Origin of the sequence: Kitasatospora sp. NPDC094028, assembly GCF_049543595.1 — a bacterium.
Classification (GTDB): domain Bacteria; phylum Actinomycetota; class Actinomycetes; order Streptomycetales; family Streptomycetaceae; genus Kitasatospora.
Genome location: NZ_JBMVFA010000055.1, coordinates 24,349 through 37,395, shown reverse-complemented (window position 1 = coordinate 37,395; position 13,047 = coordinate 24,349). Strand labels below are relative to the sequence as shown.

At 68.4% G+C, this 13,047-nt stretch carries 14 protein-coding genes and 1 pseudogene; 9 read left to right on the top strand and 6 right to left on the bottom strand.

All coding sequences use genetic code 11. The annotated features are described in order from the left end of the window. Positions 1–90: 90 nt before the first annotated feature. The 3 genes from ACPC54_RS40350 to ACPC54_RS40340 all read left to right on the top strand — a co-directional run bounded on the left by ACPC54_RS40350 (position 91) and on the right by ACPC54_RS40340 (position 2,477). A complete protein-coding gene (locus ACPC54_RS40350) occupies positions 91–540 on the top strand; it encodes an oxygenase MpaB family protein (protein WP_498972441.1) in 450 nt (149 codons plus the stop codon). Between the two features lie 53 nt (positions 541–593). Then, complete coding sequence (locus tag ACPC54_RS40345) at positions 594–1,163, top strand: class II aldolase/adducin family protein (protein WP_498972439.1); 570 nt, start codon at positions 594–596, stop codon at positions 1,161–1,163. An 81-nt stretch (positions 1,164–1,244) separates the two neighbouring features. Then, positions 1,245–2,477, top strand: a complete 1,233-nt coding sequence (locus ACPC54_RS40340) for a cytochrome P450 (RefSeq protein WP_498972437.1) — start codon at positions 1,245–1,247, stop codon at positions 2,475–2,477. Between the two features lie 11 nt (positions 2,478–2,488). Here the strand turns inward: ACPC54_RS40340 and ACPC54_RS40335 are convergent, their stop codons facing one another. Continuing rightward, positions 2,489–2,716 (bottom strand): anti-sigma factor family protein, encoded by a 228-nt coding sequence (locus ACPC54_RS40335; RefSeq protein ID WP_498972435.1) that lies wholly within the window; start codon positions 2,714–2,716, stop codon positions 2,489–2,491. 5 nt (positions 2,717–2,721) lie between these two features. After that, complete coding sequence (locus tag ACPC54_RS40330) at positions 2,722–3,483, bottom strand: RNA polymerase sigma factor (RefSeq protein WP_498972445.1); 762 nt, start codon at positions 3,481–3,483, stop codon at positions 2,722–2,724. Between the two features lie 552 nt (positions 3,484–4,035). Here ACPC54_RS40330 and ACPC54_RS40325 point away from each other — a divergent pair. From ACPC54_RS40325 to ACPC54_RS40310, 4 genes are all read left to right on the top strand, one after another. Next, positions 4,036–5,358, top strand: coding sequence for a molybdopterin-dependent oxidoreductase (locus ACPC54_RS40325; RefSeq protein ID WP_498972433.1), 1,323 nt, complete (start codon positions 4,036–4,038; stop codon positions 5,356–5,358). Next, entirely contained in the window at positions 5,355–5,864 is a 510-nt protein-coding gene (locus tag ACPC54_RS40320) for a hypothetical protein (protein WP_498972443.1), read from the top strand. The genes ACPC54_RS40325 and ACPC54_RS40320 overlap by 4 nt, the downstream gene beginning before the upstream one ends. 167 nt (positions 5,865–6,031) lie before the next feature. Then, the gene (locus ACPC54_RS40315; protein WP_498972431.1) at positions 6,032–6,547 is read left to right on the top strand and encodes a CGNR zinc finger domain-containing protein; all 516 of its coding nucleotides are present in this window, start codon (positions 6,032–6,034) and stop codon (positions 6,545–6,547) included. A 123-nt stretch (positions 6,548–6,670) separates the two neighbouring features. After that, positions 6,671–7,375 carry a type 1 glutamine amidotransferase domain-containing protein gene (locus ACPC54_RS40310; RefSeq protein ID WP_498972429.1) on the top strand — a complete coding sequence of 235 codons (705 nt, stop codon included), beginning with the start codon at positions 6,671–6,673 and terminating at the stop codon, positions 7,373–7,375. 65 nt (positions 7,376–7,440) lie between these two features. Here the strand turns inward: ACPC54_RS40310 and ACPC54_RS40305 are convergent, their stop codons facing one another. The 3 genes and pseudogenes from ACPC54_RS40305 to ACPC54_RS40295 all read right to left on the bottom strand — a co-directional run. Then, positions 7,441–8,271, bottom strand: a complete 831-nt coding sequence (locus ACPC54_RS40305) for an RNA-guided endonuclease InsQ/TnpB family protein (protein WP_498972427.1) — start codon at positions 8,269–8,271, stop codon at positions 7,441–7,443. Positions 8,272–8,334: 63 nt separating this feature from the next. Further along, on the bottom strand, positions 8,335–10,128 hold the full coding sequence (gene ltrA / locus ACPC54_RS40300) for a group II intron reverse transcriptase/maturase (RefSeq protein WP_498972425.1): 1,794 nt from the start codon (positions 10,126–10,128) through the stop codon (positions 8,335–8,337). A gap of 589 nt (positions 10,129–10,717) precedes the next feature. After that, positions 10,718–11,074, bottom strand: a pseudogene (locus ACPC54_RS40295) (RNA-guided endonuclease TnpB family protein); the annotation flags it as partial. A gap of 23 nt (positions 11,075–11,097) precedes the next feature. Between ACPC54_RS40295 and tnpA the strand changes: the two are divergent. Next, on the top strand, positions 11,098–11,526 hold the full coding sequence (tnpA, locus tag ACPC54_RS40290; protein WP_498972423.1) for an IS200/IS605 family transposase: 429 nt from the start codon (positions 11,098–11,100) through the stop codon (positions 11,524–11,526). 149 nt (positions 11,527–11,675) lie between these two features. On the opposite strand, the gene ACPC54_RS40285 is transcribed toward tnpA, so the two are convergent. After that, entirely contained in the window at positions 11,676–12,296 is a 621-nt protein-coding gene (locus ACPC54_RS40285; protein WP_498972421.1) for a CGNR zinc finger domain-containing protein, read from the bottom strand. Between the two features lie 323 nt (positions 12,297–12,619). Here ACPC54_RS40285 and ACPC54_RS40280 point away from each other — a divergent pair, with 323 nt between their 5' ends. Then, positions 12,620–12,982, top strand: coding sequence for a carboxymuconolactone decarboxylase family protein (locus ACPC54_RS40280; protein ID WP_498972419.1), 363 nt, complete (start codon positions 12,620–12,622; stop codon positions 12,980–12,982). The last annotated feature ends 65 nt before the right edge of the window (positions 12,983–13,047 follow it).

Here is a 13,047-nt window from a genome sequence, read left to right as displayed (position 1 = left end):
GCCTCGCGCTGCTGAGACGAGGTGACCACCGGTGGGGCGACTCATCGGACACATGGTTAACCTCAAGCCCGGGACTTTAGTCCCGGGTCGTTGACCGAGCACATTGGCTGGTACCGGCTGTACGGGCTGACCATGCGACCGGTCCCCGAGTCATGGGAGGCGTTCCAGGCGTACTGGCAGCACATGTGCACGCACGTCCTGGAGGACACCAAGGCGGCCCGGGACGTGCTCGACCTCCGGGACCTGGAGCGGCCCCACCCCCTGCGGTGGGTTCCCCGCCCCTTGTGGGACCGGGCGTGGCGGCTCTGCGCCCGGATCCTGATCTGGATCACCACCGGCCTCTACGAACCCGTGATCCGCCAACGCCTCGGCCTCACCTGGACCGCCCGGGACGAACGATGGCACCGACTGGCCGGCCGGCTCGTCCACGGGGTCTTCAGCTGCCTGCCCCGCCTGCGCCGCTACCACCCGCGCGCCCGCGCCGGCTGGCGCAGGAGCCGCATGGAGAACGCCGAATCCACGCTGACCGACGCCGACTAGCGGCACCGGTTGATGCGTGAGCCCGACCGGCCGGCGGTGGCGGTGTTGCCTTCTTGCGTGGGCCGCCGTCCTTCGCCCACCTCAAGCCCGAGCGGCTCATCCGGGTCGACGGCCCCACCGGCAACACCCTCGAAGGCCGCGGGGTCGTCAACCTCCCCGCCTTCGCCATCCACGCCGAGATCCACGCGGCCCGGCCCGACATCCGCGCTGCCATCCACCTCCACACGACCTACGGGCGCGCCTACTCCAGCCTCGGCAAGCTGCTGGCGCCCATCACCCAGGACCACACCGCGTTCTTCGAGGACCACACGCTGTTCGACGACTTTACCGGCATCGTCTTCGACCGCGCCGAAGGCAAGCAGATCGCGGCCGCCCTCGGCACCTGCAAGGGAGTCATCCTGCGCAACCACGGACTGGTGGCCGTCGCCGAAACCCTGGACGCGGCCGTGTGGTGGTTCACCGTCTTCGACACCTGCTGCCACATCAGCCTGCTCGCCGAAGCCGCCGGAAACCCCGTCCGCCTCTCCGACGACGTCGCCCGCCTGACCGCCCAGCAGATCGGCAGCCACCAGGTCGGCCACGCCAGCGCCCAGCGGCTCCTCGCCCGCGCAGCCCCCTCCTGACCACCGGTGGCGGGCAGGCCCGTCACACCCCCCCGCGATCGATCGAACCAGCGGGTGCCGCCCGCGAGACGAAGGGCACTCATGGCCGCCAGCAGCACGTTCGACCCCTCCACCTTCTCCCTCAGCAACCCCGAACTCATCCGCGACCCCTACCTCGCCTACGCATTCATGCGCCGCCACGACCCCATCCACCACTCCAGCATGTACGGCGGCTCCTGGGTCGTCTTCCGCTACCAGGACGTCGCCGACCTGCTCTGCGACCCGCGCCTGACCAACAACCGGGCCACGCTCCCGCTCAAGGCCCTGCCGCCCCAACAACAGCGCGAATTCGCCGATATCGTGCCCGTCCTGGAGAACTGGGTCGCCTTCTACGACGGGCGACCGCACGCGATCCGGCGCCAACACATGGACAGGATCTGTGATCTGTACTCCCGTGACGTCTTCGTCCCGCTCATCCGCAACGCCATCGACACCCTGCTGGCCTGCTGGGAGGGCCGCCAGGACCTCATCCGCGACTTCGCCCGCCCGCTGCCCGCGCTCGTCATCGCCGAACTCCTGGGAGCTCCCGCGGCCGATCACCGGCAACTCGCCCAATGGTCCGACGACACCGCCTACCTCTTCGGCGCAAGCGTCCTCAGCACGGACGACCTGCGCCGCGGGCAGCAGTCCATCCGCGCGTTCGCCGACTACCTGCGCGACCGTACCGACGAAGCCGTCCGCACCGGCACCCCGACCATGATCACCAGGCTGGCCGGCGAGCGGACCAACGGATTCACCTTCGGCCTCGAAGCAGCCTGCGCGCAGGCCATGCTCCTCATGTTCGCCGGTCTCGAACCCCTGCGGTATCTCATCGGCAACGCCGTCTGGGCGCTGGAGTCCCACCCCGAGCAACGGGACCTCCTCACCCGGAGCGACCGCACCCGCAGACAGGCGGTGGAGGAGCTCCTCCGGCACGGAAGCCCGGTCCAGTACATCGGTCGGATGGCGGCCGAGGACTTCGTCTACAAGGGCAACGAGATCAAGAAGGGCCAGCCCGTGCTCCTCTACGTGGGCGCCGCCAACCGGGACGACACCCACTTCGAGGACCCCGAAACGCTCGACCTCACCCGCAGGCCCAATCGGCACCTGTCCTTCGGCACGGGACCGCACGGCTGCATCGGGGCCGCACTCGTCCGCGTCCAGGCATCGATGGCCCTGCACGCGCTGCTGACCCGGTTCCCCCACCTGCGCGTGTGCGCCGACGTGCCGCCGACCCACAACTCCGCCCTCGGCTTCCACGGCTTCACGTCACTGACCGTCGACACCCGACCGTGACCGAGCGTCCGTCATCGCTGCCAGGTGCGGAACGCGGTCAGCAGCCGGTCCTGGGCTTCGTCGGAGAGGCTGTCCGGGGGGAGTTCGCCGAGTTCCTGGACGGTCTGCCGGATCTGGTCGAGATAGCGGTCGCAGCCGTCGCACGCGGCGATGTGCTCGATGAACCGGGCCTCGGTCGCGGGCTCCAGCGCGCCGTCGAGGAAGGCGGTGACCAGCTCGACGAATTCATTGCAGTTCATCCGGGTCATCGTCGCTCGCTCTCCTTCGCCGTCGAGGCAGTGGTGTCCGAGGCCGAGGAGAAGTACTCCTCCAGTCTGCCCCGGACGGCAGCGCGCCCGCGGTGCAGCAGCACTCGCTGGTTGCCCGGAGAGATCTGCAGCATTTCGCAGACCTCTTCCGATACGTAGCCTTCCACGTCGCGCAGGGTCACCACCAGCCGGTGCCGCTGGGGCAGTTCGGCCAGCGCCGCGGCGACGATCCGGCCGATCTCCCCGGCCAGGACGTGTTCCTCCGGCCCCGGCCAGAGCTGTGGCTTGCCGCCCGGTACCCAGTGGCCGGGGACAGGATCGTCGGAGGGCCGGAACCGGGACGGGGGCACGGTCGGCCCCTCGTCCTCGGGCAGCAGGCTGCCGAACGGTACTGTTCTGCCTTCCTTGGCGGCACGGTTCTTGGCCGTGTTCACCAGGATCCGATACACCCAGGTCTTCAACGAGGACCGGCCCTCGTAGCGGTCCAAGGCACCCAGCACGGCGAGCCAGGTGTCCTGGACGACGTCCTCCGCCGTGGCGTTGGTCGTGACGAATGCGCGGGCCAGGCGGAGCATCCCTGGCGTCCAAGAGCCCATCACCAGACGGAAGACGTCCTCGTCCTTGGCGAGGAGGCGTTCGACCAGGACATCGTCGGCAGGCAGCCCGCCCTCCACCGCCATGATGCCCCCGCAGTTCAGCCCCGCCCCGGAACTCACGCGTCCACGTCGGTCGCTGACGCCGCATGATTCCACAGTCATCAGCACGACACCACCAGGCGGTCCGCGGCGCGAGGTGCCGCCTGACGGTGCGCCAGGGCGGGGCGGCGGGTTCAGCCAGGTCCTTCAGTGCGGTGCCTCGGCCCGGCCCCGGTGGGCCGCCCGGTCGGCGCGGTTGCAGGACTCGGCCGTCGAGGCGGAGGCGGACATCGCGTCACTGACGACACGTCATGTCATCGGGGGTGCAGGCCCCGCACGCGGTTGACGCACGGATCGGCCGTCATGCTTCCTTAAGCACCGCAATCCTCCAACGCGTGCGGCCCGCCGAGTAGCGTCCCGTACGGGCCGGTTGAAACCGCGCTACGCGCGCCTATCGCAGGCAGACGTCGACGACACGGGTACGAACAGGCGACGACAACTGACGGGGCGGTGAGGTTCGATCCGCCCCTTCGAGAATTCGACACGCGGACAAGGAGACGACGGATGGGCAGCAGCGGACGGCCGCCGGCCCCGGGTTCCGACGGGCCGCAGCGCCCGAGACCGGACGAGAAGCACACGCCGGGGCGCCTCGAGCGCGTTCGCGCTGCTGCGGCGGTGCGAGCCACCAAGGGGGCCGCTCGTGCCCGGGCCCTCGTGCGGCGGGTCGAGCAGACTCCTCCGCCCCCGGGGCCGTTCCGTCCCGGCTTCTGGCGCAGCCCGATCCGCGGCCCCTGGCTGACCTCGGTGTTCGGTCTGGTGCTGCTGATCGGCATCCCGGTCCTCTTCGTGACCGGCGCGCTGTCCTACGCCGCCTACAACCCCGGCCTCGGCGTTCCCAACGACCAGACGCCGGACAAGGGCCTGCTGGGCTTCTACCTCTTCGACTGGCCCACACGTCCCTACTGGCTCTACCGGCTCACCCAGGGCGTGCACGTGACCCTCGGCGTGGTCCTGGTGCCGGTGGTGCTCGCGAAACTGTGGTCGGTGATCCCGAAGCTGTTCGAGTGGCCGCCGGCCCGCAGCGCCGCCCACGCGCTGGAGCGGCTGTCGCTGCTGGCGCTGGTGGGCGGGGCCGTCTTCGAGTTCGTCACCGGGATCCTCAACATCCAGCTCTACTACGTCTTCCCGGGTTCCTTCTACACCCTGCACTTCTACGGCGCCTGGGTGTTCATCGCGGCTTTCATCGTCCACGTGAGCCTCAAACTCGGCCGGATGACCCGCGCCCTGCGCTCCCGCAACCCGCTGACGGAGTTGCGCACCGGCCTCCACGACACCCGGCCGGAGCCACCCGACCCCGACGGCCTGGTCCCGACCGCCCCCGCGGTGCCGAGCATGAGCCGGCGCGGCGCGCTCGCCATGGTGGGCGGCGGCTCGCTGCTCCTCCTGGTGGTCACCGCGGGACAGAGCATCGGCGGCCGGCTGCGGAGCACCGCCCTTCTCGCGCCGCACAACCGTGCCCCGGGCAGCGGCCCGAACGGCTTCCAGATCAACAAGACCGCCGCGGCCGTCGGCGTCACCCCCGCGCACGTCGGCCCCGACTGGCGGCTGGAGCTCCACGGCCCCGGAGCGACGATCGTCCTCACCCGCGCACAGCTCCTCGCGATGCCCCAGTACGCCGCCGCACTGCCGATCGCCTGCGTGGAGGGATGGTCCACCTCCGACCAGCACTGGAGCGGCCTTCGGCTGGCCGACCTCGCCGCCCTGGCGGGCCTGCCCGACGCCGGGAGCGTCCTGGTGGAGTCCGTCCAACCAGCCGGCCCCAACAGCTCGGTGGTACTGCGGGCCAACCAGATCCACGACTCCCGATCGCTGCTCGCCCTGCACGTCAACGGCGCCGAACTCTCGCTCGACCACGGCTACCCGGCCCGCATCATTGTCCCGGCCAACCCCGGTGTGAACAACACCAAGTGGGTGCACCGGCTCACCTTCAGGACCTGACTGTGACGCGCCTCGTCCGCTGGTACGGTTCCAGCCCCCTCCACCTGCTCGTCCTGATCGCCTCGTTCGCCGTCACCGGCTACGCCCTGGTGCGCCTGTTCGCCGTCCGCCCGCTCGAGGTCGCGATCTGGTTCGTCGGCGCGGCGGTCCTCCACGACCTGATCCTGCTGCCCCTGTACGCGCTCGCCGACCTGTCGGCTCAGGCTGTCCTGCGGCACCGCGCGACCCGCGTACCGCAGGTGCCGTGGATCAACTACCTGCGCGTGCCCACCTTCCTCGCCGGCGTGCTGCTGCTCGTCTGGTTCCCTCTCATCTTCGACCTGTCGATCCCCTACCCCGATGCCGCACGACTGCCCGAAGGCGTCTACCTCGGCCGGTGGCTGGCCATCACCGCCGTGCTCTTCGCCGCCTCCGCACTGGCCTTCGCCCTCAAGCTCCGTCGCGTCAGGCGGGCCGCCCGCGCCACCGAGGAACGACGGGCACCGGGTCACGGCGCCGCACCGTGACGACCAGCGCGGACCGGTCGTCCTGCGCCGGCCCCGTTCCCGACGTCGGTTGCGGACCGGGCGCCAACGCCGGCGGCCCTGCGACCGGCGCCCGAGCCGGACGACCCGCCCGAGACCGAGAGCGCCGAATGGGAGCTGGCTGACGAAGCGCCAGCGGCGGCCTGCAGTTGCCCGCACCCGCCCGGCTGCGCCTCAGCCCAGCACCCGACACCCTGCTGGACCTGCTCAACAGCAGACCGCTCGTCAACGGCGAGGAGCAGGACGCGCTCGGCGACCCGGCCACGGGCACCCGCTGGGCACGGGAGCACGGCGGCGACGGCAGCCCCGCCGAACTGGCACTGCTGCGCGAGGCACGGGACGTCCTGCGGGACGTCGTGCGCGGAGAATGCCCGCTTACCGCACTGGGCCCGCTGCTCGAAGGGGTCCACCGGATTCCGGAGTTCACCGCGGACGGCCTTCGGTGGACGGTCGACACTCCTCCGCATGCCCGGCTGGCCGTCGAGGTGGTCCTTGCCTGGGCCGCCATCGAGGAGCAACTGCCCGGCCGACTGCGCTCCTGCGCCAACGACGAGTGCCGGCTGTTCCTGCTCGACCGCAGCCGCGCGAACCGCGCCCGCTGGTGCTCGATGGCCGTCTGCGGCAACCGCGAAAAGGCACGCCGCCACTACGAACGCACCCGCTGATCCGGCCGGCGCCCCGAGGGCCGGGCGGGTGCGAGTGACCGTTTCCTGCGGGATCGTGGCCAGGAGACAGCGGTTCCGCGGTGCGGGCGCGGGCCGCGAACCCGGACACAGGAGTGATCAACGATGGCGAAACTACTGTTCGTGCTGACCGGATCCCCCTACTGGACGCTCAAGGACGGCACCCGGCACGCCACCGGCTACTGGGCCGAGGAGTTCGCGGCCCCGTACAAGGCCCTCACGGACGCCGGCCACCGGGTCGTGGTGGCCACGCCCCACGGGGTGGTCCCCAGCGTCGACATGATGAGCCTGCGCCCCGACATGGCGGGCGGCGCCCAGGCCGCCCTGGACCTGGAGGGCATCATCCGGTCCGCGGAGGAGCTCCGACGGCCGATCCAACTGGCCGACGCCCGCCTGGAGGACTACGACGCCGTCTACTTCCCCGGCGGCCACGGCCCCATGGAGGACCTGTGCCTCGACGCCGACGCGGGCCGGCTGCTGACCGCGGCGCTCGCCTCGGGCAAGCCGCTCGCGGTGGTCTGCCACGCCCCCGCCGCGATGCTGGCCACCAGGGTGCGCGGGGTCTCCCCGTTCGCCGGCTACCGGGTCACGGCCTTCACCAACGACGAGGAGGACGCCGTCGGGCTGGCCTCCAGAGCCCGCTGGCTGCTGGAGGACGAGCTGAAGGAGCTCGGGGTGCAGTTCGAGCGCGGCGAGATGTGGAAGCCGTTCACAGTGGTCGACCGAAACCTGTATACCGGACAGAATCCGGCCTCCGCCGGCGCCTTGGCACAGGAATTGCTCAAGGTTGTCAACTTGACCCGGTCGTGAACGACCGGGCTTGTGGGTAGGGCGCGGCTGGCTGCCGCGTGGCCTCCCACGTCTGAGAGCTGCCGTCAGGCCGGCTCTGGGACGCGTGACTCACGCCCCGCGGTCCACACTTCCTGGCCCTTGCGGGCGATGTTGTGGGACGCGTTGTCGTCCGCGTGCATGACGGTTCCGCAGGACCGGCACGCGAACGTTGCTTGATCGACGCGGTTCTTCCGCTCGGTGTGGTGGCACTGGGAGCATTGCCGGCTGGTGTACGCCGGATCGACGTACACCAGCGGCACCCTGGCCCGGCGTGCCTTGTACTCAAGGAAGGTACCGAGCTGGTGGAAGCTCCACGAGTGCACCGTGGTCCGCTGGTCCTTGCGGAGCCGTACCCGGCTGCGGATGCCCGTGAGGTCTTCGAGGGCGATACCGGAGCCGGTGCGTTCAGCGGTGGTGACGATGGTCTTGGAGACGATGTGGTTGACGTTGGCGCTGTGCCGGGCTTCCTTGCGGGCACGCTTCTTGAGCAGCCGCTTCGCGGACCTGGTTCCCTTGGCCTGGAGCTTCTTGCGCAGGTCGAGCTGCCGCTTGCGGTGCCGGTTCAGGCCGCGCCCGGCGGCACGGTAACCGGTTGAGGTGGTGGCGATGTTGGCGATGCCCAGGTCCACGCCGATGAACCCGTCCGGGTTCTCGTTCAGTGGCGTTTGAGGCACATCGCAGACGGCGATCAGGTAGAACTCGCGGTCGCGTTCGATCAGGTCGCTCTCGCCCTTGCGGTGCCCGCGGAGCGTCTTGAGCGCGTCGGCGGAGCAGGAGAAGCGGACGTTCTTGAGCCGTCCGGCCGTGGTCCAGATCGACACCGTTCCGGCGTCGTACTGCCAGGACAGTCGGGTAGCCGGGGTGCATTGCTGCACCCCGGCCCCCTCAGAACCGTGCGTGCGACTCTCACCGCACACGGCTCAAGCAAGCCACAAGGGCTACGCAGACCTTCGAGCCAGCTTGTCATTCGCGTGGTGCTGGCGATGACATTCTGCGTGAATGAGGACCAGGTTCGTGACCTCGTCGCCACCGCCTCGGCTGCGATACGTGAGGTGATGCCTGTTCAGGCCGCCTCCCCGCAGCTGTATGGCAGCGTCCTGAATGCTGAGCCATGGGCTTTCCAGGTCGTATTCCACATCCCCGATCAGCCATTGCTTGCATTCCGGGCAGCGCCCCCTCTGTTTCTCCCAGAGGGCCAGATTCCGCTTGTTGAGGGCGGGTTTCTGGTTGCGTCGCCGATTTTCCCACATCTTGGCGAGGGCGGGGTCAAACGGCGACGCCCTGCCCCCCACTGGCTTGTGGTACTCGATCTTAAGCCACGCCAACTTCGGCAGGGATACCCCGGAGTTGTGATCCCCGAAGACCCAGTTGTCGTTGCGCGCCTTATTGAACCTGCCGAAGTAGCGTTTCCGCACCCAGCCACTCGGCTTGTTGGGGTGTCGTCTCTGCCCCCATCGAAAGAGAGCAACCCAGATGTAGTGATCCAGCTCGGTAAACGTCCGCTTCGCGGACACCTTGCGGTGGTAGTTCCCCCAACCTGTGATCACTGGCCTGAGCTTCTTGATGACGGCAGCCGCATTCGATCCCTGCATATGCTGGATCTCCTGGCGGATGCGATCCCTCATCCTCTTGACGGACTCCTTGCTCGGTGCGGCGAGAACCTGGCCGTTCTTCATCCGCTTGACCGTGAAGCCGAGGAAATCAAACCCGTCGTCGATTGTGACGATACGGCTCTTTTCCTCATTGAACCGCAGACCACGCGGTTCAAGCCATGCGGCAAGTTTGACCTTGACGCCTTCCGCCTCCTCCTTCGAGTGACACAGCGCCACGAAGTCATCGGCGTACCTCACAAGTGCCGGACTCCCTACTTTGAGCCTGAGATTTTTGCTCACGCCCTGGTAGTAGGAGCAGCCGGCCGCCGTCTCCATCCCGTGAAGTGCAATGTTCAGCAGAACCGGGCTGATGACCCCTCCCTGGGGAGTTCCCTCCCTCGTGGGCGAGAATCGGCCCTGTTCCATCACCCCCGCCTTCAGCCACTGTCGGATGAGTCCCCGACCGGGGAAGCCTCCGATACTGGTCATCAGGTGTTCGTGATTGATGCGGTCGAAGGCCGCCGCCAAGTCCGCGTCGAGCACCCACGTCCGCTTGGTGTTGGTCGTTGCCAGCGTGTTGTGGATGATCGAGATGGCGTCATGGCACCCTCTCCCCGGCCGGAAGCCGTAGGAGCGTGGCTCAAAGCGTGCCTCCCATTCGGGTTCCAGAGCATTTTTCACTCTGGCCTGCATGATCCGGTCCCGGATGACCGGGATACCGAGTGGCCGCAGCTTCCCATTGCTCTTGGGGATGTACACGCGCTTGACAGGTCGGGCTTTCCAGGGCTCATGTCTCGACAGGATCTCTCCTGTCAGCCTGCCCCTTTGTTCCGGGGTGAGTGCGATCTCCCCGTCAACACCGGCTGTCTTGCGCCCCGCGCTCACCTGCGTGACTCGCTTCACGCTCACCAGCGTGTTGCTCTTCGACCGCAGCATGAGCTTTTGCAGGTTTCTGACTCTCTTCAGATCCCCGTCCTGCGTTGCCTTGAAGATCCTCTGTCCAAGTCGCCGTACATTCCGTTCTTCCGTTGCCCAGTCAATGCCGTGCCACGTAGCGCCCGGAGTGCCATTCGGTCCGTTCAACCCTCTCAGGTCGTCCAACTTGCCCTCATGTGCGGGTTTCTTGCTTTCGGTCTTCACAGGCTCACCAGACCCACGTCAGCACCGTTTCCGATTGGGTATGACCCTATCCAGCGAGTTATACGTAAGTTCGGGAGGCTCACGCTTTCCTCTTACCTTTCGGTCGCTGGCATTCGCTTCTTGGGTCTTCCTGTGCCCGCTGGGGATTCACCTTCCTTGCGTCCGGTTTACCAGGTCAGTTCCTGGACCCCAATGGGGTTTCCATGTTCCGCATTCCTGGGATACGTGCGGGTCGGGTGCCTACTTTGCCCCGAGGCCAATGGTGTCCGCCCCCCGGTGTTGCCCCCCGGAGGTCATTCGGTGCCTTTCAGCACCGGGCCTTGCACCCAGTGTTGCAGTCGTCTATCTGGGCTGACGATCACGAGACTTTATGCGTAGGTTCACTTCGTTCACCCTTCCGCACTTCCCCTCACCTGTCCCTTCCTGACGACTGGGAGGCCTTGGGCTTGAACGTTCAGCTTCACACCCCTCCGTTACCAGAGGCGCATGTGAACGCGGGGACCGACCATGGACACTGGCCGGAGTGCGTCCCAATTACTCCTTTCCCGTGGTTCGCACCACTCATAGAAATGCGACCTCATGTCGCACGGCACCGGTCGTCGTACGGCTGGGCCGCGTCGGGACGGAACGTGATCGGCCTGGACTCGGCCTTGATCCGGCGCTTGGAAGCCGGCTTGCCGAGGTTTCCGGCGCGGATGTTCGCCTTCAACGCGGTGTAGGCGTCACGGGTCTTCTTGATCACATGCTGGGCGGCCTGCGCTCCCAGCCCCCGCGCCTTCAACTCGGAGTAGGTGTGTTTCCGAAGCTCGTACTCGCGCGGCACACCGCGCTCGAACGCCACGGCGGACACCCAGCATGCGGCGTCGTTGACCGTGCGCAGCGTGGAGCGCAGCGCGGTGGCCTGGTCGGCATCCGGCAGCAGCTTCACCTGCGTCACGAGCTTCACGGGCGTAACCGTATCATTGCCCTGTGTCACCGCGATGGGAACCAAACCCCCACATCCGCAGGGGTCGCACAGTCGTCTGCACCCTCCACGCCCACTTGGTCTTCACACCCAAGTACCGGCGCGGACCGTTCACCGACGAGATCCTGCGGCGCTGCGAAGAGATCATGCGCGACGTATGCGCCGACTTCGGAACGGAACTGGTCGAGTTCAACGGAGAGAAGGACCATGTCCACCTGCTCGTGCACTACCCGCCCAAGGTCGCCCTCTCCCGGCTCGTCGGCTCACTCAAGGGCGTCTCTGCTCGCAGGCTCCGCCAGGAGTTCCCCGCCCACATCCGCAAGTACCTTTGGGGTGAACACTTCTGGTCCCCCAGCTACTTCGCCGCGTCCTGCGGAGGCGCGCCCCTGGCCGTCATCAAGGAGTACATCGAGAACCAGAAGCGGCCTACCTGACCGCGCCCTGGAGACGCAGAGAACTCCGGCGCTTCGCGCCTCCGAGCCAGGGACGCGATTCCTCCCGGCCGTAAACGGCCGGGGTTCCTCGCAAGATCATGCTGAAGTAGGCGGCAGCCTCCGGGCCGGCCCGTGTGTGTGAGCAGACGTCAGACGGCACTCTGGCGGTGCCGCTGGTAGTGGCGGGCGGAGCGGGCGCGATTGCCGCAGTCTGCGGAGCACCACTCCCGGCGGGGATGGGCCTTGAGGAAGTAGAGAACACACCCCGGTGCCAGGCACGCTCGCAGTTGGCGACGGCTGTCCTGGCTGAACAGCGCGATGGCTTCCCCGGCGATGGCGGAGACGGCGGCGGAGGCCGCCTGTCCACCGCTTCGGGCGTGACGCGAGGGCTCCCGGCCGGGCGTCCAGGACAGCGTGAACCAGTGCGGGGTGTCGCCGGCAGTCTCGTTGAGCACGGTCACGGCTTCGTCGAGTTCACGGGTGTCGGACCCGGCTGCCGGGCGGGGGTCCCCGGTGGCCTCGGCGGCGAGCCTGCGCAACGCGTCGCGCAGGCCGATCAGTCGGTCCCGGAGGCGGTCGAGGTCGGGCGCGTCGAGGGCGTCGAGATCGCCCTCGGCTATCAGGTCGGTGCGGGCGGAGACGGCACACAGCCAGGCCCGGGTGTCGTCCGGGTCGCGTAGTGCGTCGTGCACGCCGTCCCGGTCGGCCCAGATGGTGTTCATCAGCTCCACGGGCAGCGGCTCGCCGAGCAGGGGGGCGTTGGTGTCCATGCCACCGAGGCTACCGCACTTCTAATGGTTGCAGCCCTATCTATCCGTTGACAGGGCGAAAGGCGAGTGCCATGGTGGTTCTAACGGTTGCTGCCGCATCCAAGCGTCAGGATCGGACGAGCGAAGGAGTGCTGCCCTCATGACCGGATTCGCCCCCGTCGAGCCCGCCACCGCCACCGGCAGGGCCGCCGAACTGCTGGCCGATGTGCAGAAGGCCCTCGGCCTGACCCCGAACATGACCAAGGCGATGGCCAACAGCCCCGCCCTGCTCCAGGGCTACCTGGCCCTGAGCGGCGCACCGGGGCGGTGCGCTGCCCGCCCCGGTGCGCGAGCGCCTCGCGGTGGCCACCGCCGAGTACAACGGCTGCGAGTACTGCCTGTCCGCGCACACCTACATCGGCGCCAACCTCGCCAAGGTCGACACCCCCGAACTGGAGGCGGCTCGCGACGCCACGTCGTCCGACCCGCGCATCCAGGCGCTGCTGACCCTCTCCGATGCCATCGCCCGCGGCCGGGGCCAGGTGGACGACACCGTCCTGCAGGCCGCCCGGGACGCGGGGGCCACCGACGAGGAGATCGGCGAGGTCGTCGGCCACCTGGCCCTGAACGTCCTGACCAACTACTTCAACACCCTCGCCAAGGTCGACAACGACTGGCCCGTGGTCCCGCTGCGCGCCGCGGTCTGACCCGGGCCGAGCCGCTCCGCCGGCCCGGCCCCGCCCCCGACCGGGGGCCGGACCGGTTGCCACAC